The sequence below is a fragment of the Priestia sp. AB genome, from assembly GCF_028369225.1.
GTDB classification, from domain to species: Bacteria; Bacillota; Bacilli; order Bacillales; family Bacillaceae_H; genus Priestia; species Priestia megaterium.
In genome coordinates, this window is the sequence record NZ_JAQMYN010000017.1 from 1 (window position 1) to 24,931 (window position 24,931).

Here is a 24,931-nt window from a genome sequence, read left to right on the forward strand (position 1 = left end):
TATTATGTAAACTAGAAAAAGAAATAAAATCATTGAGGTCTCCCTTGCTCTTAGATCTTTGGAATACATATCACCTATTGCGTTGTCTTGGTTACTCGTTTGCTTTATGGCTTTATCAAGACTCCCTATAAGAAAATAATCACTCACTTGATTTGGATGACCTTTTTAAGTGTACGTCGTTTTGTGCAGAATTAAGTAATTAATCATCGAGTTAAGCCTAGAACGTTACAACGCCGTATATCAAGCTACTTAGTCAATATCGTTTAGAAGAAAATTATATGAAGTCAGACTTCACTGCTGACATCCAAGCGCCAAAATCAGACAAAAAGCTTCCTGTTTATATGTCCCTCGAAGAGCTTCAAAAACTTTTCCGCTACCTAGAAGCTGATAAGCGCCCCTAGCATTTTGAAATTTTTGAAATAATTCATTGTTATTCTCAACATTTGGAATTTATTGGTTCTTCCTCTTTCGCCGCTATTCCCTTATAATAACCTGTTAGAGAGAGGAGCATAGAATATGGCAGATGTAAAACAATTTATCTTTTTTGATTTTGAAATGCTGTGTTCAAACAAAGGAATGCCGTTTGAAGATATGGAAGCAATTCGGCTCGGCGCGGTGAAGTACAATATCGAGACAGAAGACATTGAGTTTTTTGAGCGTTATATTCAACCTACAAAACGGGTGTCCTTAAGCCGTTTTTGCACAGAGTTAACCGGCATTAAAGATACTGATTTAGTCGGTGCAAGTAATTTTAAAAATGTTTTTGAAGACTTTTTAACCTGGATTGGTGGAATTAAAAAATCCCGTTTTTTCTCTTGGTCTACCAGCGATTTATCTCGTTTAAAAATAGATGCGGTAAAGCACGAAATCTCTCTTGCTACTATAAAGAAAATAGAACAGCGTTATGTTGATTTTCAAGCAATTTTTACAAAGCGTGTTTCTAAAAATAACGTATCAGTAGAAAATGGTTTAGCTTTATATAATTTGCAGTTTGAGGGTAAAAAGCACAATCCGATGTATGATGCGTATAACACTCTTCGTATATACCTAAGCTTTTTGAACGAACCAGTGCAGTCTGATTTCATTATGATAAAGCAATTTATTCTGGAAGAAGTACCGCAGAACATTAAAGAAATGAATGCAGCGCTTAGAACTACCATACAAAAAGACCTCCACATATTTGCGGAAGAGTTAAATGAAATGTATAAAATGAAAGATGCGGTAAAAATTATAAAGAGAACTCAAAGAATCGTTAAAAAATACGAAAATATTCTTATCAATCGCTCTGGTATGTTTTCAGAGGAAAATAGTTTTCATGTCGGTCTTTTACTGGATTTTTATCATAATTTGTTGCTTTGTTATAATGAACATCTCGAATATTCATCGAAAATTATCATTTTAGATGAGAGCACTCTACACCCTTTAAACCAGCTTTCTTTAAAGAGAGGATGAAAATCCGTTCTCTTTGGTACATAATTTAGCTCTTTCCTTATCCCCTTGTTCCTGTTCATTCCTTAAACTCTCAAGAACGTAATTATCCTTGTAATCTTCCATTATTAATAATAAAGTTTTAGGCCTTAATTAGGTCTAAATAAGTGTACTTACTACGGAGTTATGTATTTTATCTAAATAAAAAAGCAGACGCAATTGGTCTGCTTATAATACTAGCTATCCTGCTATCCTAACAGTCTGATTTTAGCTTTTGTGATTATTATTGGATTTTTTTTCCACTTAATGCATTGCAGATAATCTAAACAGTTTATCAATTTTAATGTTTCACAACAGTTACATATGTAACTTTACTTACATTATTCGAAGCATCTTTAGCAGTTACGTTTAATTTAGTTCCTTTTTTCTGTATAGGGATACTAACAGAGAATGATCCCTTTGAATTTGCTTTTGCATACCCAATTCTATTCTTCCCTATATTAACAGTTACGGTAGAGTTAGCTTCTGCTTTTCCTGTCACAACCTTATCATTATCATCTACTTTATTAACTGCTGGCTTGTTTGGTGGAGTAACGTCAGCTTTTACAACTGTTATATAGGTAAGTTTACTTACATTTCCCGCACTATCTTTAGCAGTTACATTCAGCGTAGTGCCTGCTTTTTGAACTGGAATACTAACAGAGAATGATCCCTTTGAACTTGCCTTTGCATACCCAATTCGTTTTTTACCTACATTAACAGTTACAGTTGAAACTGCTTCCGCTTTACCAGTTATAACTTTATCGTTATTGTCTACTTTATTAACAGTAGGTTTATTTGGCGCAACAGTATCTTTGTCAGCTTCAAATTGAGTAGAGATTCCATATATAGCATCATAATCATTTCCGTTTAGATCTAAAACAGGTATGTAATACGCGCCCGCTTTATTAACTTTATATCCTTGCACTTCCACTCCATCATCATATTCAGAACCTAAGTATTCTAAATAACCATGATCTTGATATTCATATTCAGTTGCTAAAAATAGTAAATCGATATTGGAAGTAGTATCTGTTCCACCCGCTACTAGTAAAGTCCCTTTTCCAGATACGTTCACCTTATAAAAATCTATATCAAGAGTATCGTCGAATTGTCCAAATGTTACTCTCTCGTTTAGTAGTGTATCTGCTATTTTGAAATCATCATTAGGCTCACTTTCATACATTGGCTGACCACTACTGCCCTTAATACTTGCACTTGGTGCATTAAATTTTTTCGTAGAAAAACCTTTAGGTGTTTCTAATGTAATTAAAGTTTGTTCTTTAATTTCTCTTAGCGCATAGGGATTAATAACATTATGATTTAACGGCTTATCAGATTTCAATCGGCTTTCAATTGTTTTCTTTGAAGACTCATAGTTATTTTCAGCTGCTTGAGTTGTGCTTACTGATAATGAGGAAGCTAGTAAACCTACAGATAATAATGAGATGATACCCTTTTTCTTCATTTAATCTCTCCCTTAACCATATGTGGTTACTTTATAACTACGACTATGATACTACTTAATTTTTAACATAACCATATAATTCTATATTCAAATTCCGACAAAAAAAGACAGCCATTTTTAATGAGGCTGTCTTCCTCTAAATCTTTTACTATTTTTATATCTGTGGAGGAAAAGATGTTTAGTTTTATAATGTACTTTCTCTTTACGAAAGTGAAATGAACTATAAAATGAAGCATAGATAAATTATATATCGATTGTATTTAAGAGTGTCAGTATCTAACATTTTTTGTTCTTTTGAAAGATAGAGAAAAAACTTTTCTATACGTTAGTTACTACGTTTTAATTTTTGAAAAATTCATTTCATTACAATTTATAGTCAGCAGGAATTAAAATCCCAAAAGTATATATAATAGCTACTTTTGAGGTTTTGTATCACTCTTTTTATGTTTAATAAACAGCTTATTTTATTAGTAACCATCTACCGTAACATCAGTAATGGACCCATCACTAGGACTTACTTGATACCAACCTTGTGTAGCTGTATGCTCCTCTCCTGTTTCTTCATTATCCACAACATTTTCATAAACATGGATAATATAGTTTCCAGAATCGTCAACGTGATCATATGCTACAAGGAGAGGTGAATCTTCAGATATGCCTTGCTGATCACGAACTAGCTGGATAGCTTGCTCTTGGGAAACTGTTTGTTCGGCTGGTTCCTCTTCCTCAATTGCTTCTGTATCTTCTTCTTGCTCGGGTTCTGATTCCGATTCCGTTTGGACCTCATCTTCTGAATCAGCCTGAGCTTCCTCTTCCTCCTGCTGTTTCTTCTCCTCTTCTGCTAAACGTTCTTCTTCCGCTTTGCGATCTGCTTCTGCCTGAGCTTCAGCTTCTGCATCAGCCTTGGCCTGCGCCTCTTCTTCTTTTTGTCGGTCTTCTTCTAGCTGCGCATAGTAGTCATCTAATTCCTTTTCCATTTGCTGCTGTTCCAGGTCTGATAATTGCTTTTGTTGTTCTTGTATTTGGTTTTGAAGCAAAGCAATTTGTTCTTCTGAAGCATTATCAACAAAATTGATGTTTTCTACATAATCACCACTCGCGTCAAAATTAACTTCCATCATACAAAAAACATTTTGCTCTTGATTAATGCCATAGTAAATATATTTATTGTCACCTAATTGGATGTACTGATAACCATTCATTACGTTTAATAAGTAATCACGATCAGCTTCTTTAGAATTAACAGCTTTTTTAATTGTGGATGCTTTTGTTTGTAATGTATTCGGCGATGATTCTTTTACAGCCGTTTTATTGCCATTTTCTTTAGTATGAACCGCTGTTGATTTCTCTGTAGGCTCTTCTTTTTGCGATACCGTTTCACTGGACTCATCGCTACAGGCTGCTAGCAATATAGCTAATAATGGAATACCAAAAGCAACTTTCAACATTTTCATAGACTATTATCCCCTTTTTTTATCTTTTTTTAGGTTTTACATAATTCTAAAGAACTATAAAACCTTAGGGGTTATTATACCAAAATTAAGAAAATATAAGAATATTTTCTTGTGTTGTTTATGGATTTTTTTGAAAAAATTATCTTTTTATGCATAAAAAAACACAAAGCCATATACTTTTTTCAGAACACGGCTTTGTGTTTTCGTAACAGATGTTAATGATGAAATCCATTGTCGTATTTCGTGTCTTTAAGAACAGGTCTATCCAACGAGTTAAGAAATTCAACGGCTTGTTTGAAATTAACCATAAATAAATGAGCAAGGTCTCTTGAAAATCCATTTCTAACGACAATACGCATGATTGTTATTTCTTCCATGTCTGCAGGCAGCGGATAAGCAGGCACTTGCCATCCATACGTGCGCAATTGTCTAGACAAGTCATAAAGCGTCCAGTTTGGCGTGTATCCTTCTTTTAGTTTCCAAGCAAGAACCGGGATATCTGAACCATCAGCAAGAATTTCGAATGCTTCCATTTCTCCAATTTCTTTGCTCAGAAACAGCGCGTTTTCTTGGGAGGTTTTTTGCACGGCAAAATAGCCGTCTTTACCTAAACGTAAGAAATTGTAGTACTGTAAAAGAACTTGTGCTCCTGGTCTAGAGAAGTTGAGCGCAAAAGTTGGCATGTTGCCTCCTAAATAAGAAACGCGGAAAATAAGATCTTCAGGCAAGTCTTCTTTTTCTCTCCAAATCACCCATCCCAATCCAGGATAAACTAAACCATACTTGTGTCCTGACACGTTAATGGACTTTACTCGCGGCAAGCGGAAATCCCAGATAAGGTCTGGTTGAAGAAATGGAGCGATAAAACCTCCAGAAGCGGCATCTACATGAATAGGAATATCCAACCCTGTTTTTTCCTGTAGCTCATCTAATGCTTTTGCGATAGCAGCAATTGGTTCGTAAACTCCTGTATACGTCACTCCAAGAATCGGTACGACACCAATTGTATTTTCGTCAACTGCATTAATGACGCCTTCTGGATCTAAATAAGGATGATCTGCATTAATGTTCACATAACGAGGCTCTACGTCCCAATAGTTTGCGAACTTCTCCCACACCACTTGAACGGATGAACTAAATACAATGTTCGGCCGGTCTGTTGATAACCCTTTACTTTTACGCATTTTTTGCCAGCGTCTTTTTAACGCTAGTCCGCCAAGCATACACGCTTCAGATGAACCTGTAGTAGAAACGCCCATCGTTGTATCAGGATTAGGTGAATTCCAAAGGTCCGCTAAAATACGTACGCATCTCTCTTCAATAGCCGCTGTCTGCGGATACTCATCTTTATCAATCATATTTTTATCAAAAGACTCTCCGTACAAACGCTTTGCATCAGGTTCCATCCAAGTAGTAACAAACGTAGCTAAATTTAAACGGGCATTTCCGTCTAAAGCAATTTCATCATGAATGATTTGATAAGCTGTTTCTGGAAGCATACCTTGATCACTGATACGCAGCCTTGGAATCGTCACTTCTCCTTGTCGAGAAAAAAGTGGATTAACAGGAAATTCATCAGGTAAATTTTTTTGTTCACGATGCGGATGCCATTGAGGCATAAAGTATCATCTCCTTATGTATATCTAACAAACTGCTTTATGTTCACCTGGTGTTATAACAAGCAGGTCTCCTTTACACATTATGAGCTTTGAAGACTATTTTCATTCTTTCCATTATCCGCAGCACATAAGGGTGATCTTTATTTAGTGATACTCATAAAAATCTGCTTGGCACAACTCAAAGGGTGAAAAATATGGTAATATATTCTAAAGGAGGTTTTTAAATGGAGAAACAAGGGATTATCTTGCAAGACAAGTTTTTCGAGTTAGGTGAATCTCCTATTTATAATGAATCACAAGACGTCATTGGAAATGTCGCATATAAGTTATCTATTGCTAATAAATTTGAGATTTTAAAGGACGAAGAAATTATATTTACAGGTAAATCTAAAATGTTTGCCCTTATGCCGAAGCTGATTATTTCTGATCACCACGGAAATGAAGTTGGCATGATTCAGCGAAAATTTACTTTTTTAAAAAAGAAGTATCTTTATATCAGAAACGATGGCGATACATATGAAATTACGGGGAATATAACAGATCGCAAATTTGACGTTTTGCGTTCCGGCGTTCCTATTATTCAAGTCCGCACACTCTCTTCTTTTCTGTCATTACGTCCCCACACGTTTGCTTTAGAATTTCTCGAACCTGATCTTGATAAGTGGGAAGGAATTGCGGTTGTACAAGGCGTAAGGATGATGGTGAAAGACGAAAACAGCAGTACAGCTACTGCTCCGGCTCAATAGTGTTTATAGAAGGTTACATGATATAAAAAAACGAACAAACTTTATATTGAAGTTTGTTCGTTTTTTTAATTAAGGGCCAAATACTAATGTACCGATAACATGGTAGCCAATTGGTACAAGAAACAAGATGATATTTAAAATAATCGCCCATAGACAGAGCTTGTCTTTTTTTATAAAAAAACCAATAATTGCAGGAACAATCATGAGCGGAACTAAAAAGATAGGTGCGATAATAGGCAGTCCTTGAAGCTTTTCAGCCGCAATAAGTCCTGTAAAAAAGTTAAGGATCAATAAAGTATTAATAATGACATATAAAAGTGAAATTCCTCCGAGAATCCCTCCTATTACTCCGCTTTTAGTTGTTTTAAGAGTAGCATCCACGTTTCTGTCACCTCTTTTTAGAAATATAAGTAAAATATACTATAATGCGGTTTTTATTGTAAAGATATGAAGAAAATAACTAATGAAAACCTATTACGAAAAAGCACTGTAGCAATCGCTACAGTGCTTTTTATAAACAGTGCATTTTTTCTTCTGCTTCTTTCCAAGGAACCGTATAGCCCTGTCCTTTTGCGCAAAAGACGGACGATGAACTGTATTCGGGATCCGCCTCTTTATTGTAGCGGATTTGTTCAATCACTTCTGCTTCATTATGACAGCGTTCATATCCTCCGAATAATAGAGACATCGCTCCTTTTCCATGCGTAAAAGATGCTAACGTCGAACCGTAGGTCATAAAAGTAGCAATAGGAACTTTGCCTGTAATAATCGCTTTGTTTTCGGTTGTTTCAGGAGAATCAAAGCGACCGTTTGCACTTTGAACATCCGCTAATACCCTCCCCATTTGATCAATATCCACTTTAATTTTGAAATCATAATACGGTTCTAGCACAATATTTTCTGCTTTTTCTAACCCTTGTCGCAGTGCACGGTACGTTGCTTCTCTAAAATCTCCTCCGCTTGTATGCTTGTTGTGAGCTCGTCCAGTACATAATGTCACTTTTATATCAGTAACAGGTGAACCCGTTAACAAACCATGATGCGGCTTTTCAAATATATGCTGACGGACTAGATTTTGATACCCAACGGATAAATCGTCGGCGTGACAAGCATTTTCAAAAGTAATTCCGCTGTTTCGTTCCGCTGCTTCTATTTTCAAATGAACTTCTGCATAGTGTTTCAACGGTTCAAAATGCCCGTAGCCCATCACTGTATTTTGAATGGATTCTTTGTACAAAATTTCTGGTTCTTCAAACTGTACTTTTATATTAAAACGTTCTTTTATCAGTTTTTCGAGGATTTCTAGCTGAATGGCTCCCATCACATGAATATGAAGCTCTTGAGTCCTTTTTTCCCACGTCACATGTAAAGAAGGGTCTTCAGCATCTAATAATTGAAAAAGTTTAATTCCTTCTTTTGGATGAACAGAAGGTTCAAAAACAACTTTTGATTTTAACGTAGGCAAAAGTTCGTAAGGTTGGCTTTCTTTTAACGTTCCAAGACCGTCTCCAATCGCTGCTGAAGACAACCCTGTAACTGCAAAAAGTTTGCCAGCTGAACCTTCATTTACGTTTTTAAATGTACTTCCGTTATAAGCACGAATTTGAGTGATTTTTTCTTCGTATAGCTCTCCGTTTTTTTCATAAGCCACTTCATCACGCACCTGCATTGTCCCGCTTAGAGCTTTAATAAACGTGATGCGCATGCCGTTTTCATCGTGCCGAATTTTATATACACGACCTGAAAATGCTTCTTCCTTCGAGTAGCGAGTTTCTGTTAGCAAATCGAGCTTCTCTAAAAAACTTTCAATGCCGATATCTTGTAAAGCTGAGCCACAAGCACACGGGAAAAGCTGATTGGTTTGAATATGCTTTTGCATAGCTGCTTTCCAATAAGCTTGATCATTCTTGCCTTCCATAAATGCATCGAGAAGCTCTTCATCTTTTTCAGCTATAAATTCAATAAGTTCCTCACTTAACGAGCCATCTATAAGCTCTGACGTTATGTCAAAAACATCGGGGGTTAAGTTATGTTTAATATCGTTTACAACACGTTCAGGATCTGCTCCTACACGATCGATTTTATTGATGAAAAAGAATACGGGCACACGATGTTTTTGAAGCAGCTGCCAAACGGTTTCTGTATGGCCTTCGACTCCTTCTACTGCACTTAAGATAACAATCGCATAGTCCATCACTTGAATAGAACGTTCCATTTCAGGTGAAAAATCGACGTGGCCTGGCGTATCAATTAAATAGTAAGTAGAACCGTTATATGAAAAAGTTCCTTGATCGGCAAATACCGTAATTCCTCGTTCTTTTTCAATCGTATGGGTATCAAGAAAGGAATCTTTGTGGTCGACTCTTCCTCGTTGTTTAATACTTTTGGTATGATAAAGAAGCTGTTCGGAAAACGTTGTCTTTCCTGCATCGACATGCGCTGCAATACCGATCGTTTTGTTAGATTGTTTCATTGTTGAATACCACCTTACTGCTGTATGTATCGCTGTTACTTTCTATTTTATAATAATTGTAAGAAAAAGTGGACGACAAAGGTCTAAAACTGCTCACATCAAAAAAGAATGCGTGATTAAACATCGCATTCCCTTTTTGTACGGCGTTTAGTATCTTTTTTGTCTTTTACTATAAAAATAGCTGCTATAAGGCACCCAATTCCAGCTAAATGCATGATGTTATTACCTGTCGCGCCTAGACTGTTACTGGTCAACCCAACTAAAATGCTGCCAAATATAATCAATAAAACAGCAAACATGAACTTCAATTTCTTCACTCTCCGTTAGTAAGTTATTAAATATGATTTGCATACGGATCATATAAACCAGTAAGTAATAATAGACCTGCCGATAAAATCAATGTTCCTGCGATTAACAAACTGCTGCTACATACCTTTTTTCTCTTTTTGCGTAAAAACATTCCTGATATAAGAAATAGTAGTGCGACAGATATTAGAATCAATCCTATACCAATATTCAATATTTATTTCTCTCCCTTATACATGTATTCCTTACCATCTAGTTAACCATAATATTATTATGAAAATAAAAAACGAACTTGACCCTTTACCGAACCTTAATTGTTTTATATGTTATCATACATAAATTGTTAAAAGTACCTTTTTTCACCTTTCATTATCAAAAAAGCAGCCTCTTTACTAAGAGACTGCTTTTTTATGACAACTGATAAAACCGCTTAAGAAGCTTTTTTTAATTGTTCTTTTTGTTTCCGTTGATAAGAAGAAAAATAAATAAGGCCTACAAATACAGCTCCTCCTATCATATTTCCAATAAAGGTAGGGACAATATTTGCAATAAAATCAATCCATGTAAAGTGACCTGCAAAAATAGCGGCGGGAATAATAAACATATTGGCTACAACGTGCTGAAAGCCAATCGCAACAAATGCCATAATCGGAAACCAAATACCAAGAATTTTCCCCGTAACATCGTCAGCGCCGTATGAAAGCCAAATAGCTAAACATACAAGCCAGTTGCAGCCCACAGCAGATATAAGCGTTTTAAAAAACGATTCATCAATTTTAGCTTGAGCAATTGCTACCGTTTTATCTAAAAAAGGCCCTGTTTCTGTTAAACCTACAATATGTCCAAAGAAATATGCAATAAATGCGGCACCTAAAAAGTTAGCAAGCGTGACCCAAAACCAGTTATGAAGCAAGTGACGAAGTGAAATTTTTCTTGCATACAGGGCAATGGAAACAGACATCATATTCCCTGTAATAAGCTCCGCTCCCCCAAGTACGACCAGCATAAGACCTACAGGAAAGACCGCCCCTCCTAAAAGATTCGATAAACTTCCCCATTCAGCTGGTAAATTACCAATGACGCGCACATCTAGTAAAAAACCAAGCGCAATAAATGCGCCTCCTAAAAACCCAAGCATGAGAATGGAAGAAATGGATAGCTTCGTTTTTGAAACCCCCGCTTCTAAAGCGATGTTTAACATTTTATCCGGCTTGTGAAATGCCATAAAACTCCTCCTTAACTAAAAAAGGCAGCACTCAAAAACACCTTTTACACAAGGTTTTTGAATGCTGCCTAATAATCCTGCACTTTCTTTACAGTATATCAGTCATCATTATCTATAATAAAATCAAATAAAAAACAAGCAGATCCTACTTCTCTTTCATTTAATTAAATTATGTATTTTACGTTGTTCTACTGAATATTGGTTTCAAACACAAACACAGAAACAGCGATATCTTCTTCTACTTTGATATCAGAAAATAAGTACTCCAGCTTAGCTCCTAACAAGTCTTCAAGCCCCTCTGGAGGAGATGAAGCATAAAGGTTTTGAATAAGCTTCGTTCTTGCCATATGTACCGTCTCTTTACCTTCGGTTGTTCTCGCGATAAATTGTTCAGCTGGCGTTAAGTTGCCGTACAAAGTTGAAATAGCCATATTTTGAACAAATACAGTATGAATTCGTTCTGGACCTTTTCCAAAAAGTTTTTTGCGCAGCTTTCGGATAATATCATTAAAATCATGTATTTTCTTAGACACTGGTGTATGCCTCCGCTTATCTCGAGTATGTCTCCCCTGCTCATTCAAGTTTTCAACTAAGAATAAGTTACATTATACATGACGACGTTTACATTGTATACAATGTATCTGTTTTATCACCGTTAATCCAAACAATCGCAAAACCATTACGAAATGATAAAAAAAATCCTTCACTTATTAAAGTGAAGGATTACCTTTATATCTCTACTTAAAGGTTACAAATGGATTCTCAGTTATCAAAGAAATAACTAAGAACTTTGACAAAATAGCATGTCAAAGTAGTCAAGTGGTATGTTTGTACCAGTAATTAATGCTATCACGTTAAAGTCATGGAATCCAATTAGTTTACTTTCATAATACTTTATTTAATTTAAATATTCTTTTTTGATAGGAAACCCTTAATCTTCATCACGATCTGCTCTAAATTCATCATCAGATAATGAATTTAGTTGGTGGCTAAGCTTTTCGTAGTTATCTTGTTTCTGATTTTGTTGTACATCATTAGATATAGGAGTTTCACTAGAAACAGTAGATTTTTTTCTCGTCTCTTCGCCTCCGCTAACTCCAAACCCAACATTGTTATCTGTCATCGGATTCACCTCTTTAACTGTTATTATGGAGAACTGCTCTAAAAAAATAACAGGAAACAAAAGGGATTCCCACTTAGCTAATAGCAGTCCAAGCTTCCTCACTTACACCAAATCGTATTTAAATAAGGAAATGACCTGCTTTAACCCCATAGGCAATACCAACAAAAAAACTTGCTATACCTAGTGTTTGACTTTTACATACATACTTTATAGTTAAGCCTGGAATCAGACCCCATATAATGATGAAAATAGCGAACGATACTATAATAGAAGACCATGCATCTTGCCCTGATATACTTATACCTTGCATAAACGTTTCTCCTTTCAGTACTTATATCGGGAGAACATAAATTTTTTATAGTATCTTATAATACGAACTAAAAAATTCAAGTGACCTGTCCATATATGCTTTTACAGCGAATGGTGGCGTTCAAGCTCGACTGTTTTTGGTTTTTGCCATATTAATACCCCTGCCGCTACATACATAAACGAAGTGATGTAAAAAAGGCTGCCGATTGTAAGGAAATCAATGATATACCCTGTTGCAATCACGGCTAAAGCTGCCCATATAGAGGTCCATAAATGATAGTGTCCTACTTGTTTTCCCGTATGAGCACGATCTGTCTGCCTAGATAACGCTATTTTTTCTGCTGTTTTTTGAAGAGCTCCAAGTAGCCCCATTATAACTTGAATGATATACACCTGCGTAATAGTTGATAGAACGGGAATCACAAGCATAACAACCGCCATCCCAAACGTATATAAAATGAGCAAGCGCTTTTCTCCTACTCTGTCACTCCATGAACCGATTAAAGGGTGACTCAAAGCTGCGGTTAAAGCGAAAATTCCGTAAGCTAAGCCAAATTGTGAATAACTATCGCCAAGATTTCGAAGCAGTAAAAGGTAAAAAGGAAAAACAATACTGCTTGCAGTAATCATCAAGCTTTGTGAGTGTAAGAGTTGTTTGTACGTCATTTTCCATACTCCTTATAAAATAAATTAACGAACGTTTCCTTTGGATCATATTTTCTTTTTAAATTAAAAAAGGCGGTTGTATGAGGGTAAGCCTCTTCTAATTGCTTTTTGCTTGGGTAGCCGTAGTAAGGCAAGTAATAGCTTCCCTGGTGCTGCAGCGTTACATCCACCATTTTTCTGACAACTCTTTGTGTATCATCCATGCCTTGATGGTCTTTTTTCTGGTTAATAAGTAAAACGAGAGCAAACATGTCGTCTTTTGCATAAGACATGACGGCTTTATTGTCTTTTTCTACATAGCGAACAGTAATGTTCAGTAAATTTAATTTCTCTGTTGCTAACACTTCGCGTAAATCATTGATGTAAGAAGCAAATTCATCAACCGGAACAAAGTATTCCTGTAAAACTTCCGTCCGGCTAACACTTTCGTATTCCATAAAATCACTTTCAGAACGCATAACATTATTTCTTGTTTCAAGCCGGCCATTTTGCCTTAAGAAATAAGCCTTTTGTGTTTCCCACAGCATATCTTTTCCCCAGTCACTGTAACGAGACAGCCCTAGCATAAATTTAGGAAGCGCCACTATTTTTTCTGTCTTGAGCGGTTCGTTTGCAGTAGAGGTATTTTGAGAAGATAAGCGATAGTTTGTGACGTACATATCTGTTAGCAATTGATTAGGAGAAACAGAAATACGCGCTATATGCATACGAACGTCAGAGTTATGCTGTACGTGGTTTTTAAAATACGCTGTATACTGCCTATAATCTAAGCGGATAATTTCATCTTCATACCATTCATCGTCCGTCAAACGAAGCGTCACATCTAAAATGACCCCAAATAACCCGTAGCCTCCGTTTACTAAAGAAAACAGCTCAGGGTGTTTTGTCCGGCTAATTTCGATAATAGACCCGTCGGCCTGCAGGAGACGCATAGATTTTACCGTATCCATTAAAGAACCGTATCGAATATCTCTGCCGTGTACGTTCACGCTAATAGAACCTCCAACGGTAAAAATATTTTGTGATTGCATAACCTGAAGAGCAAGACCGTCTTTATGTATATATTGCTGAATATCATTCCACGTTGTCCCACTTTGAACCGTAATTTCTTTTTGACGTGGCTTGTAATCTACAATTTTATTGTACTGCTTCATATCAAGTAAAATAGCATTCGGATAGTACGTCTGCCCTCCTTGACTGTGCTGCATGCCTGAAATCGCTATTTTTTCATGATGCTGTGAAGCGGTTTTCACCCAATCTTTCAGCTGTTTTTCAGTTGTTCCATGCTTTATTTCTTTGACTTTTGTAGGAAGAAGCCGAGCAACATCTTTCGTTACAGGACGGCTTTGCTGCTGTTTATAAATATGATAGGAGGCATATGAACCTACTAGATAAAAAGATAAAAAAGTTCCTAACAACACGTTTTTCTTCATCACAAACTGTAAGCTCCTTTCTTTATTTCTGTTAAATTATACCATATTAAAAGTGAAACAACACTATAAAAGTGTAATTTTACACTATATTATAATTCGTTTTGAGAAAGTATATTAAAGAAAGTATATGAAAAAAACCTGTAATTTAATGGATGTTAACCTTATTGAAACAAAAAAAGAAAAGACCTAGTGTCTTTTCTTTTTTGTTTCTTTATTTTTCAGCTTCGTATGCAACTAAAGCTACTCTTTTTCCTAATGTTTGTTGAAACTGCTCTTCTAGCTGTTTAAGCTTCGCATGCATATCATCGTTAATTGAAGCTGGCTCAAAGGTCATTTTTGTTTGCTCCATCATACTGTCACCTCTTTCATGTGTGTATGTTCTACTTTTTCCAATATAAAAGAGGTCTATGACGATTTGACGAAAGTTTACAAATTAAATTTGCTAATGAGCGCTGTTAATTGTTCTGCCATTTGAGACAGAGATTGTGCGGAAACAGCAATTTCCTCCATTGAAGCCAGCTGTTCTTCAGTTGATGCGGCCACTTCTTCAGATGTAGCTGCATTTCCTTTAGCAAGGATCGCCATTTCACCTGCTGTACGAGCCACTTCTTCAACCGCTGCTGAAATTTGCTGAGCAGTAGCAGCCACTTCTTCTACTTGCGGAGTCGTTTCATTCATGCTGCTTAGAATTTGTTCGAATTTTTGAATAGCCGTTTGTGAAATTGTTCGTCCTTCTTCAACTTTGTTTGTAACTTGCTCCATTGTATTTACAGATTCCTGAGTATCTTGTTGAATAGCTTGAATAAGCTCAGAAATTTGAGACGCGGACACTTGTGATTGTTCTGCCAGCTTTCTCACTTCCGCTGCTACAACGGAAAATCCTTTTCCATGTTCTCCAGCTCGCGCCGCTTCGATTGCAGCATTTAAGGCTAGTAAATTTGTTTGAGCAGCAATACCGCTGATTACTTCTAAAATGGTTCCAACTTCTTTTGAACGTTGAAACAAAGTACGAATCGTTGTATTAGATAGCTCAACGGATTGAGAAATGGATTCCATTTGTTCGACCGTTTCTCTCACAGCTTTTTCGCCTTCTACAGCTTCAGACGTTGTGTGATTTGATAGCTGAGAAACAGCTTCTGTACGCTGAGCAATAGTAGAAACTCCTTGTACAATCTCATCTAAAGAAGCTGCATTTTGGTCAATAACAGCCTTTTGTTTTTCCGCACTAGAAGCCACTTCTTGTATCGCAACTGATACTTGTTCAGTCGCAGCGCTCGTTTGCTGTGAGCTGGCCGTTAGCTCTTCTGAAGAAGCAGCCACTTGCTCTGCACTCATTTCAACATTTTGAATTAATGTGCGAAGATTGTTTTGCATCTGACTAAAAGCATACCCTAACTCGCCGATTTCATCCTTTGAATTGACGGTAATCGCTGTTGTCAGATCTCCTTCACTAACGCTCAGAGCCTGATTCTTAAGCTGTTTGAGCGGTTTAATAATTGATTGCAATACCACATAAATGGTAAGACTCCCGATTATCAGACAAGCTACAATAATAAATAGTGTTTTGTAAAAGATAGGCTGTGCAGCTTCACTAACTTCTGATGAATACATAGTGCCTGCAATTTTCCAGTTTGTTGTTTTATTTGTCGTAAAGACCATCTTTTTTTCATCACCGTTAAAGGTATATTCAAAAGACCCAGAGCTCTTTGTATAAAGCTTGTCAAAAAGAGAATCTTTCGCTTTTGTACCTGCTTTTTCCGTAGGGTGAACAATATATTTTCTTTCTCCATCCAAAAGAAATGGATATCCTTTTTCTCCAATTTTCACTTTGCTGACAGCTTTATTGATGCGGCTTATATCTAAATTCAAAGCAATAACCCCTGTGCCATCCGCCGCTGTTTTCGCTACAGTAATAACGGTCTGACCTGTAGAGGCTGACGGATAAGGTTCAGTGACAACTGTTTTTCCTTTGTTTTGCATGGCTAGCTTGTACCAGTCTCGTTTTCTGGGATCATAGCCTGCTTGTAGCACTTTTTTAGGCGATTGAATAAACTTCCCCTGCTGATTTCCTGTAAAAATGCTGACGGCTTCTGGATGAAGCGAAGCATATAAGTTAAAATCTTTGCTTAAAGTAGCCATATCTTTTTCATTGTAGCTCTCGTTATTTACCACTGATGCAAAAAACTCTACATCATGAATTTTTGGTCCAATGGTATCGTCAATCACTGAATTAATGGACTGTACATTTTGCTGTGCTGTGTTAATAATTTGGTTTTCAATTTCATGTTTCGCCGTTATGTAAGCTGATACACCTATCGTAACAGATGGCACCAATAAGATCGCTGCAAATGCTAGCACCAGCTTTGTCTTAAAGTTATTAAGGGACCTTTTTTTTCTTACTCTCTCCATGCTATGTAGCCTCTCTCTCCGTAGTTAAAAGTGATCGTGCACTTTCTTTCTATCGGCAAGACTTCATATTCCTTTAGTCATCGAGTGTATACATAATTAACAATGGGTGTGAAAAGATAAGAGTACGATAAAAAAAGTAGGTGATTTTAATGGAAGAAAGTAAAAACAGCAAGTCTTTTTCAATGTTTGAAACAGAAAAGGTTCAGCGCGGGGAAGAAAAAGATATTTTTAATATCTATAAAGAAGGAGTAAAAATTGCGGAAGTAAGAGGAACGGATCCTCAAACTCAGCAGGTTATTCCCATGCATGACTTAAATGATTACGAAGAAAATAAGCTTCACGAATATATTGCTCATTTAGACCATACAACGTAAAAATGCTAAAACAAGAGTCCTCTCTTGTTTTAGTCTTTAGAATCATAAAAAATATGTTCAAAACGCAGCGTGTTTTTTTGTATGTACAGAAGTCCAAACGAAAATTGCTTTTCACGCCGCTTATCAGTAGCGGAACCTGGATTAAACAACGTAATATCACCAATTTGTTTATGCGTAGGAATGTGAGAATGGCCAAAAATTACTGCGTCGACTTGTTCATGTTCAAATGCCAAAAGTGCACGTTTTTCAGTCGTTTTTCCTTTGCCATGACCGTGGGTTACGCCAATCGTAACGTCGTTAAACGGAAGAAGTAATGAAGATGGTAGTACTTGCTGAAGCTCTTCACTGTCTACATTTCCAACCACCCCATGTACAGGAGCAAACACACGCAGGTCATTGTAGACATCTATCGTTTGAAAATCTCCCGTATGAATAATAGCATCAGCTGTTTTCAGTTCGGCTAGGAGTCTTTTGGGAAAATGTTTCGCTCTTTTTGGAATATGAGTGTCACCTAAAATAACGATCTTCATTCATCATACGCTCCTTTTTCGTTCATTTGTGTAGTGTAGCGTATTACGTTGGAATGAAGCAACTCTATACAGCGTCAGGCAAAAAATTTCTCTTTTTCGTTTAAGTTTGCGAAAATACGTTACATACTAAGTTACAGAATGGAGTTTTCGAAATGGAAGTAAAAATTAATCGAAACGCAGCAAAAGTGTTAAAAAATGCATTGGCTAGCCCAGAAGGTCAAGGAAAAATGATTCGTGTATATGTAACTATCGACCACGGTGATCACGCGCATTATGATTGGAAATTCGATACGCCGACTGAACATGATGAAATCGTAAAAACAGATAAAGATATCGATATCGTTTTAGATAAACGCGAGAAATTTTTAGAAGGCGTATGGATTCAATATTTCCACGTTCCAGAGCCTGAATTTGTGATCAGCAGCCTTCACCACGCGCATCACCATCATTAATACAAAAAACACACCTTGTTTTATAGGTGTGTTTTTTCGTTTGTGTGACAAGCAAAAATTTTATTAATGAGAAGAAGAGATAAAATTTTGTTGAAGCAATAAAAATGAGCTATAGTGGAATTACGGATGAAAGAAAAGAGGTTAGCGTATGAAAGTAAGTGTGTTAGTAAGGTCTATTTTGGTTGTTATTTTATATAATTTATTCGTTCTGTACATCGGATGGAATGCTTGGATGTGGCTTCACACAATGTTGAAAGTGGAAAACAAATGGATTCTTACGGTGATCGTTGTCTTTTTTGCTTATTCCTTTATCATCAGTCGTGCGTTTCAACAAGTGAGCATATTTAAAATTGTGGGATCGTACTGGTTAGGATTTATTCAATATTCGGTTCTTTTGCTTCCTATAAGTAATCTAGCCGTATATATTCTTACTCTTCTAGGCGCTTCGCTTTCTACAGCTATCGATTCAATCGGATTTTTCATAATTGCCGCTTTTTTATTCATTTTTGCTTACGGTACGTATAATGCTTACAGTCCTGTGGTAAGAAAATATACGATTTCGCTTGCTAAAAAGACGAATCGGAAAAACCTTCGCATTGCTGTAGCATCTGATATGCACTTTGGCACATTGTCCGGCAAAAAACATTTGCAGCGGTTAATCACTCATGTACAAAAGATACAGCCGGATCTTATTTTACTTCCTGGAGATATTATTGATGATGATCCCCACGTATTCTTTAAGAAAGAAATGGATTCTATGATGAAACAGCTCAAAGCGCCTTTAGGCACATATGGAATTTTAGGAAACCATGAGTATTACGGCGGGAAGATCCCTCAGTTTGTGGAAAGAATGAAAGAGATGAACATTCCTATTTTAATGGATGAAGTGTTAAACATAGGTGATAGCTTGTATTTAATAGGAAGAAAAGATAAGACGGACAAAAACCGAGACAGCTTTTTCGATTTAGCGAGTGAAACGGATCGCTCTCTTCCTGTCATTGCAATGGATCATCAGCCGCTTTCTTTAAAAGAAGCGGAACAAGCAGGCGTGGATTTGCTGCTATGCGGCCATACTCACAGAGGACAAATGGCACCTAATCATTTGATCACAAAGCGGTTATTTGAAATTGATTGGGGCTACAAGCAAAATAACCAACTGCATACCATTGTCTCTTCAGGATTTGGCTTTTGGGGTCCTCCGCTTCGAATCGGGAGCCGATCAGAAATTATTCAAATTGATATTTCGTTTACAAAATAGAGAAAGCCCTAGGGCTTTCTCTATTTTAATGTACGCAGCAACGTCGGAAGCTCTGCATAAATGGCGACTACTTCATCTACTTTCATCCGAACGAGCCCGCTTGAAGACGGGGCAACAAATTCTATGATTCCTGGTACCATCGATTTCTCTTGTTTACCCCACTTTACTTGCTTGCGTCCGCTGTAATGCTGATAGACACCTTTTCCAACAAAACAAACGATTTTAGGCGTATATGTAGCTATTTTTTTCTTTAAAATTTCTCTGCCTTCTGCATATTCTTCTTTTGTAATCTCATCAGCTGCCTTTGTAGGACGCTCTACAATATTGGTTAAACCGTACCCTAGCTGGAGCAGTGAGTGATCTTCCTCCGGATGATATTTACGATCTGTCAAACCTGCTTTATGAAGAATCGTCCAGAAGCGATTGGTTGGATTCGCAAAATGATGACCCGTTTCACCTGAACGGATGCTTGGATTAAACCCGACAAATAAAATATCTAAGTCGGGCTGTATATGATCAAAAATAGAATTCATAGTCATACGCTCCTTACAATATAAAAAGAAAACATCCAGATGGGATGTTTTCTTTTTACTATACCCTATTAAATACGAACTACGCGTCCGTTGAATTTTTGTTTCCAGTAACCGCTGCTCATGTTTGCAATTGCAACACCTGTTGAGCTTTGAGCACCGATGAACTTGCCGCCTCCTACATAAATGCCAACGTGGCCGTCTTTTTTATATGTATCGAAGAAAACAAGATCGCCAGGCTGCATTTGACTAGAAGACACTTGTGTTCCAGCATGCTTTAACGTTTCTGTACTTACAGATCCAAGAGGTCCAAGGTTAACGCCAACTTGAGAATACGCCCAGTGTACGAATGACGAGCAGTCAAATAAGCCGTGGCTAATATCAGACTGGCTGCGTCCACCGCCAAATACGTAAGCAGAGTTTCCAATCCAGCGGTTTCCTACTGTTACGACATTGCTAGCTTTTGGAGCTGGAGCGCTTGTAGGTGCCACATCATTGCTGCTTGCTTTTGGTGCTTCTGCCTTAACAGAAGATGAATCGGCTTTTTCAGCTGGTGCAGCCGCTGCTTTTTGAGCTTGCTCAGCTGCTTTCTTGGCTGCCTCTTTAGCCGCTTGTTCAGCTGCTTCTTCTGCAGCTTTTTGATCTTTAATATTTTGTTCAAGCGTAGACTGTTCATTTGCAAGAGAGCTGTCTTTTGATTGTAGAGAAGCTTTTAGTTCTTCATTTTTTGCTTCTTTATCTTTTAGTTCTTTTGCCAATGCATCTTTTTGTTTCTTTTGAGCTGCTAGCTGGACAGTCATTTCATCCAGTTCTGCCTTCATGTCTTCTAAGCTAGCAAGCTTAGACTTAACATCCGCTTGTTTTGTTTTTAATTCGTCTTGCATATTTTTAGTTTCTTTTAAAATGCCGCGGTCTGCATCTACAATAGTTGAAACAGCTAGCGCGCGATCTACAAAATCACCAAAACTTGAAGAACCAAGTAAAACTTGTAAATACTCTACGTTACCGCCGCTTTCCTGGAGGGAACGTGCACGATCTTTTAAAATAGCATTTCGCTTTTCAAGTTTTTCTTGAAGCAGCTTAATTTCTTTTTCGAGCTGCTCTACTTGTTTAGACGTTTCTTTAATATCGGCTTCTGTTTTTTGGGCTTTTTGATTGTTTTCTTCTTCTGCTATTGTTAAGCGCTCAAGCTGTGCTTTCATTTGATCTTGCTCTGCTTGAAGGCGTGTCAATTCATCAGAAGCTGCTTTAATGTTAGATTGCACATCTTGACGCTGATTTTGAATTTGAGATTTGTGTAATTCCATATCCTGAATGGTAGAGGCATACGCTGGAGTTGATAAAACTCCTCCCAGGCCTAATAAAACCGTTGTGTTAAGTAAAAGCATTTTCTTTTTCAATATGAATTCCTCCGCTTTCTCGCTCTGTTAAACTAGTAATTTCTAATTATGTATCAATATGTATAAAAGTCTGACAATTTATGTAAAGTTCACTGTATTTGTCGATAAATAGCTAAATATGCTAATGAAAATCTACGAAAATTATACCACGATAAGCGTTCAAAAAAAGAATAACAATATTACAATTGTATTTCAGTAATGTAACATTTAACGCTTGTGTATACATTCACTTCTTGCCTGCAAAAATATACCTTTATTTCCCCATGCAAGTGAAAGATCTATCAAGCTTCAACCAGCAATGTTTTTAGCGTTATAAAGTAGATAATTATCATGGTTTAAGCTGTTTAAATTTAAGATATTTCTAAAAGAAGCGTAACAACTCTTTAACATATTCGTCTATTTTTACCCTTTATCTTCCATTTTTACAATATTTGAAAATGATTTTCTGGAATAACAATGAATTTGTTTCTATTCGATGTTTGAAGAAGTTCAAAAAGAGGGCAATAGGCAATTTTCAAACAATATTCGACAACGCTTGGATGAAGCCATACAAAAAACCTTCTCGCCTCATGGCGAGAAGGTTTTTTTAATCACACTGCTGATAATAATGTTCTAAAGCTACAATTGCACTTCCCATTCGCTCTTGATCAGGAATAACAATACGATCTACTCCTTCTTCTTTTAAAGCAGCAGCGGTTACTTTTCCTACGGATACAGCTACTACAGAGCTTTTAAAGAGTTCTCGAATGTGATCAGCTTGTCCGTGTTCTCTTGCAAATGAAAACAAAAACCGGGCCTGCGGAGCGCTTGTGAAATTAACAGCATCAATTTTTCCGCTTATTAATTCGTTTATAAGCTGTTCCATCACTTCTGCTTGTGGAGGAATATGCTGATACGGTAAAATCTCTTTAAATTGGGCTTTTTGATTCGATAGAAAATCAATCAATTTTGGTGCAGGATCTCCGTGAAGCTGAAGCGCTACATGCTTTTCTTCAAAAGAAAACGAATGAAGCGCTCTGACGAGTCCTGCGGTACTTCCATCATCATCTCGAACGGTTGGAGTAACGCCTAGCTTTTTTAACATATTTACGGTTTTATACCCGCGTGCAGCAATATTAGCTGCTTGTAAAGAAGAAAGGAATTCGTCGGCCAGCCCTAGCTTATCTGCCGTTTTATAAAGAATTTCTGTACCGACGCCTGTCGTGAAAATAAACCAATCATAATTTCCTTTTACCAGTTCTTTAATATCTGCCTCTAAGTGTGTGTCATCTAAAAAGATGGTTCCTTGCGCAGGTCGTACAAGCGGGGTCCCGCCAAGATTTTTAACAATTTTACTAATTTCTTCTACTTTACGCTGACCTACGAGTGCGACTGTTTTTCCTTCTAATCGTTTCAATGGTCTACCTCCATTTTTCTATGTATGCTATTTTAATGATCTTTGATAACCGAGTTTTTCAGAAATTAGGCTTGCCGCTTCTGTTACTTTTTGAATAATGAACGGCAGTCTTTCTCCTTGAAATCTCGCTTCAATTCCCGCTACGCTAATGCCTGCAACCACTTCATTTTGATGATTTACAATCGGCGCGCTCACAGATGTTGTAAAGTTTTCTAATTCAGAGGTGCTAATGGTATACCCTTTTTCTTTTGCTTCTTTTAATACATTTCTTAGCTTCTTTTGATCTGTAATAGTTCCAATACCTATTGGAGCTAGCTCCGTTTGAGTAATATATTCCTCTTGTTCTTTTTCGGGTAAATGCGCCAAGATAATGCGTGAACAAGCTCCTGCATAAAGAGGTGAACGCCTTCCAATTGATGTATAGAGACGCACCGGATGAAGCGTATCTACTTTTTCAATATACATAGCTTCATTCCCATCTCGTACAATTAAATTAACCGCTTCTTCTACTTCATCTCGGAGCGCTTCCATTACAGGCTTTGCGATATTTCTAATATCTAAGCGATTAGCCACTAGCTGACCAAATTGCAAGAATAAAAGTCCTAGCGAATAGCATCCTTGCGCATCTTTTGTTAAAAATCCCATCTCTTCAAGCGAACCAACCATCCGGTGCAAAGAAGTTTTCGGAACGCCTGAATATTCCATCATTTCTGTGAAGGTCAGCTTAGGGTGCTTGATAAAAAGCGTGAGAATCTGCATGGATTTAACAACTGTTTTATTGTTAGCTTGCATAAAACCTTCTCCCTTATTTGTGCGAATACATGTATTTGATAGACGTATAGCTTACTAGCTAATCATATGTTCTTTTTATTATACATGAAGAAAAAAAGGAAAGCACTCCCTTATAAGAGCACTTTCCTTTCTTACACCATTTCTAGTTCTTTAATTGAAATAGGGTTACTTTCTAGAAATTTGGTTGTAAAATCCCCTTCTTTAAAAGAAGGATGGTTCAGTAATTCTAAATGAAAAGGAATGGTTGTATGAATGCCTATAATGATAAATTCTTCGAGCGCGCGTTTCATTCGTTGAATCGCTTCATTTCGATCTTTCCCTGTTACAATTAATTTCGCGACCATGGAATCGTAAAACGGGGAAATTTCATAACCTGGGTAAACGGCGCTGTCTACACGCACTCCGTAGCCGCCAGGAGGTAAATACATCTCGACTTTTCCAGGAGAAGGCATAAAGTTTTTAGCCGGATTTTCTGCGTTGATCCGACATTCAATTGCCCATCCCTTCAACTGAATGTCCTGCTGAGCAAATGATAGCGGGTAGCCCGCTGCCACTGAAATTTGTTCTTTAATTAAGTCGATGTTTGTTACAAGTTCTGTAACAGGGTGTTCAACTTGAATCCGTGTGTTCATTTCCATAAAGTAAAAATGTCCGTGCTTATCTAACAGAAACTCGACTGTTCCGACACCTGTATAATCAACTGCTTTAGCTGCCGAGACCGCTACTTTGCCCATTTTAGCACGAAGGTTTTCAACTACCGCAGGAGACGGAGCTTCTTCTACTAATTTTTGATGACGTCGCTGAATCGAACAATCTCGTTCACCTAAATGAACTACATTCCCTTCTTCATCAGCAATGATTTGGATTTCGATGTGTTTTGGCTCTTCTAGGTACTTTTCAAGATATACGCCGCCGTTTCCAAAAGCTGTTTCTGCTTCATGCTGAGCTTGACGAATCGCTTTTTCTAGCTCCTCTTCACTATGAGCCAGCCGCATTCCTTTTCCGCCGCCGCCCGCTGTAGCTTTTACAATGATTGGATAGCCTATTTTTCTTGCTACTGGAATAGCGGTGCTGCTATCTTCAATCAGTCCTTCCGTGCCAGGTACAATAGGCACGCCTGCTTGTTTCATTGTTTCTCTTGCTACAGCTTTTGCTCCCATTTTACGGATGGCTTCTGCTTTTGGACCAATAAAGGTAATGTCATAGGATTCACACATCTCAGCAAAATCAGCATTTTCAGCTAGAAATCCATAGCCGGGATGAACAGCGTCTGCCTTGGTTACTTGCGCTACGGTAAGCAGATTACGAATATTTAAGTAGCTTTCTTTAGAAGACGTTTTGCCAATACAAAATGACTCATCTGCTAGCTTCACGTGAAGTGCATCTTTATCTGCTTCTGAATACACGGCCACAGTTGCTATTCCCATCTCTTTACAAGCTCGAATGATACGAACTGCAATCTCGCCGCGGTTTGCGATTAAGATCTTTTTAAACATAATGA

Annotated in this window: 25 protein-coding genes; 6 read left to right on the forward strand and 19 right to left on the reverse strand. The window is 37.2% G+C overall.

Features of this window, described 5'->3' with window-relative positions; genetic code table 11:
* Window positions 1–278: 278 nt before the first annotated feature.
* Window positions 279–401, forward strand: a complete 123-nt coding sequence (locus POF52_RS27290; RefSeq protein WP_255323414.1) for a hypothetical protein — start codon at window positions 279–281, stop codon at window positions 399–401.
* 115 nt (window positions 402–516) lie between these two features.
* Entirely contained in the window at window positions 517–1,452 is a 936-nt protein-coding gene (locus tag POF52_RS27295; protein WP_271996758.1) for an exonuclease domain-containing protein, read from the forward strand.
* A gap of 316 nt (window positions 1,453–1,768) precedes the next feature.
* On the opposite strand, the gene POF52_RS27300 is transcribed toward POF52_RS27295, so the two are convergent.
* The 3 genes from POF52_RS27300 to POF52_RS27310 all read right to left on the reverse strand — a co-directional run bounded on the left by POF52_RS27300 (window position 1,769) and on the right by POF52_RS27310 (window position 6,008).
* The gene (locus tag POF52_RS27300) at window positions 1,769–2,935 is read right to left on the reverse strand and encodes an Ig-like domain-containing protein (protein WP_271996760.1); all 1,167 of its coding nucleotides are present in this window, start codon (window positions 2,933–2,935) and stop codon (window positions 1,769–1,771) included.
* Between the two features lie 467 nt (window positions 2,936–3,402).
* On the reverse strand, window positions 3,403–4,389 hold the full coding sequence (locus POF52_RS27305) for a hypothetical protein (protein ID WP_271996763.1): 987 nt from the start codon (window positions 4,387–4,389) through the stop codon (window positions 3,403–3,405).
* 215 nt (window positions 4,390–4,604) lie between these two features.
* Window positions 4,605–6,008, reverse strand: a complete 1,404-nt coding sequence (locus tag POF52_RS27310) for a glutamate decarboxylase (protein WP_271996766.1) — start codon at window positions 6,006–6,008, stop codon at window positions 4,605–4,607.
* A 224-nt stretch (window positions 6,009–6,232) separates the two neighbouring features.
* On the opposite strand from POF52_RS27310, the gene POF52_RS27315 reads away from it, so the two are divergent.
* Window positions 6,233–6,754 (forward strand): hypothetical protein, encoded by a 522-nt coding sequence (locus tag POF52_RS27315; protein ID WP_271996769.1) that lies wholly within the window; start codon window positions 6,233–6,235, stop codon window positions 6,752–6,754.
* Between the two features lie 69 nt (window positions 6,755–6,823).
* On the opposite strand, the gene POF52_RS27320 is transcribed toward POF52_RS27315, so the two are convergent.
* The 10 genes from POF52_RS27320 to POF52_RS27365 form a co-directional block, all read right to left on the reverse strand.
* Window positions 6,824–7,135 carry a hypothetical protein gene (locus tag POF52_RS27320; protein WP_271996771.1) on the reverse strand — a complete coding sequence of 104 codons (312 nt, stop codon included), beginning with the start codon at window positions 7,133–7,135 and terminating at the stop codon, window positions 6,824–6,826.
* A gap of 130 nt (window positions 7,136–7,265) precedes the next feature.
* Window positions 7,266–9,227 (reverse strand): TetM/TetW/TetO/TetS family tetracycline resistance ribosomal protection protein, encoded by a 1,962-nt coding sequence (locus tag POF52_RS27325; protein ID WP_271996773.1) that lies wholly within the window; start codon window positions 9,225–9,227, stop codon window positions 7,266–7,268.
* Window positions 9,228–9,963: 736 nt separating this feature from the next.
* Window positions 9,964–10,758: a formate/nitrite transporter family protein gene (locus POF52_RS27330; protein ID WP_074897341.1), complete on the reverse strand. Its 795-nt coding sequence runs from the start codon at window positions 10,756–10,758 to the stop codon at window positions 9,964–9,966.
* A gap of 188 nt (window positions 10,759–10,946) precedes the next feature.
* Window positions 10,947–11,291, reverse strand: a complete 345-nt coding sequence (locus POF52_RS27335) for a DUF2294 domain-containing protein (protein ID WP_013057171.1) — start codon at window positions 11,289–11,291, stop codon at window positions 10,947–10,949.
* A gap of 398 nt (window positions 11,292–11,689) precedes the next feature.
* Window positions 11,690–11,881, reverse strand: coding sequence for a hypothetical protein (locus tag POF52_RS27340; protein ID WP_271996778.1), 192 nt, complete (start codon window positions 11,879–11,881; stop codon window positions 11,690–11,692).
* Window positions 11,882–11,999: 118 nt separating this feature from the next.
* Window positions 12,000–12,191 carry a hypothetical protein gene (locus POF52_RS27345; protein ID WP_025751820.1) on the reverse strand — a complete coding sequence of 64 codons (192 nt, stop codon included), beginning with the start codon at window positions 12,189–12,191 and terminating at the stop codon, window positions 12,000–12,002.
* A 101-nt stretch (window positions 12,192–12,292) separates the two neighbouring features.
* Window positions 12,293–12,856, reverse strand: coding sequence for an MFS transporter (locus POF52_RS27350; RefSeq protein WP_013083286.1), 564 nt, complete (start codon window positions 12,854–12,856; stop codon window positions 12,293–12,295).
* Entirely contained in the window at window positions 12,853–14,289 is a 1,437-nt protein-coding gene (locus POF52_RS27355; protein WP_176584903.1) for an FAD-binding oxidoreductase, read from the reverse strand. Before POF52_RS27355 ends, POF52_RS27350 begins: the two co-directional genes overlap by 4 nt.
* A 211-nt stretch (window positions 14,290–14,500) precedes the next feature.
* A complete protein-coding gene (locus tag POF52_RS27360; protein ID WP_016764236.1) occupies window positions 14,501–14,641 on the reverse strand; it encodes a hypothetical protein in 141 nt (46 codons plus the stop codon).
* A 74-nt stretch (window positions 14,642–14,715) separates the two neighbouring features.
* A complete protein-coding gene (locus POF52_RS27365) occupies window positions 14,716–16,698 on the reverse strand; it encodes a methyl-accepting chemotaxis protein (RefSeq protein WP_271996786.1) in 1,983 nt (660 codons plus the stop codon).
* A 149-nt stretch (window positions 16,699–16,847) separates the two neighbouring features.
* Between POF52_RS27365 and POF52_RS27370 the strand changes: the two genes are divergently transcribed.
* Window positions 16,848–17,072: a hypothetical protein gene (locus POF52_RS27370; RefSeq protein WP_014459961.1), complete on the forward strand. Its 225-nt coding sequence runs from the start codon at window positions 16,848–16,850 to the stop codon at window positions 17,070–17,072.
* A gap of 29 nt (window positions 17,073–17,101) precedes the next feature.
* Here the strand turns inward: POF52_RS27370 and POF52_RS27375 are convergent, their stop codons facing one another.
* On the reverse strand, window positions 17,102–17,602 hold the full coding sequence (locus POF52_RS27375) for a metallophosphoesterase family protein (protein ID WP_271996790.1): 501 nt from the start codon (window positions 17,600–17,602) through the stop codon (window positions 17,102–17,104).
* A gap of 152 nt (window positions 17,603–17,754) precedes the next feature.
* Between POF52_RS27375 and POF52_RS27380 the strand changes: the two genes are divergently transcribed.
* Window positions 17,755–18,054 (forward strand): hypothetical protein, encoded by a 300-nt coding sequence (locus POF52_RS27380; protein ID WP_013083290.1) that lies wholly within the window; start codon window positions 17,755–17,757, stop codon window positions 18,052–18,054.
* A gap of 148 nt (window positions 18,055–18,202) precedes the next feature.
* Window positions 18,203–19,312, forward strand: a complete 1,110-nt coding sequence (locus POF52_RS27385; protein ID WP_271996792.1) for a metallophosphoesterase — start codon at window positions 18,203–18,205, stop codon at window positions 19,310–19,312.
* 20 nt (window positions 19,313–19,332) lie between these two features.
* On the opposite strand, the gene mug is transcribed toward POF52_RS27385, so the two are convergent.
* The 5 genes from mug to accC form a co-directional block, all read right to left on the reverse strand.
* On the reverse strand, window positions 19,333–19,845 hold the full coding sequence (gene mug / locus POF52_RS27390; protein WP_271996794.1) for a G/U mismatch-specific DNA glycosylase: 513 nt from the start codon (window positions 19,843–19,845) through the stop codon (window positions 19,333–19,335).
* Between the two features lie 68 nt (window positions 19,846–19,913).
* On the reverse strand, window positions 19,914–21,242 hold the full coding sequence (locus tag POF52_RS27395; protein WP_271996796.1) for a coiled-coil domain-containing protein: 1,329 nt from the start codon (window positions 21,240–21,242) through the stop codon (window positions 19,914–19,916).
* 586 nt (window positions 21,243–21,828) lie between these two features.
* Window positions 21,829–22,638, reverse strand: coding sequence for a uroporphyrinogen-III synthase (locus tag POF52_RS27400; RefSeq protein WP_271996799.1), 810 nt, complete (start codon window positions 22,636–22,638; stop codon window positions 21,829–21,831).
* Between the two features lie 27 nt (window positions 22,639–22,665).
* Window positions 22,666–23,430, reverse strand: a complete 765-nt coding sequence (locus POF52_RS27405) for an IclR family transcriptional regulator (protein WP_271996802.1) — start codon at window positions 23,428–23,430, stop codon at window positions 22,666–22,668.
* 131 nt (window positions 23,431–23,561) lie between these two features.
* On the reverse strand, window positions 23,562–24,926 hold the full coding sequence (accC, locus tag POF52_RS27410) for an acetyl-CoA carboxylase biotin carboxylase subunit (protein WP_271996803.1): 1,365 nt from the start codon (window positions 24,924–24,926) through the stop codon (window positions 23,562–23,564).
* Window positions 24,927–24,931 lie beyond the last annotated feature (5 nt).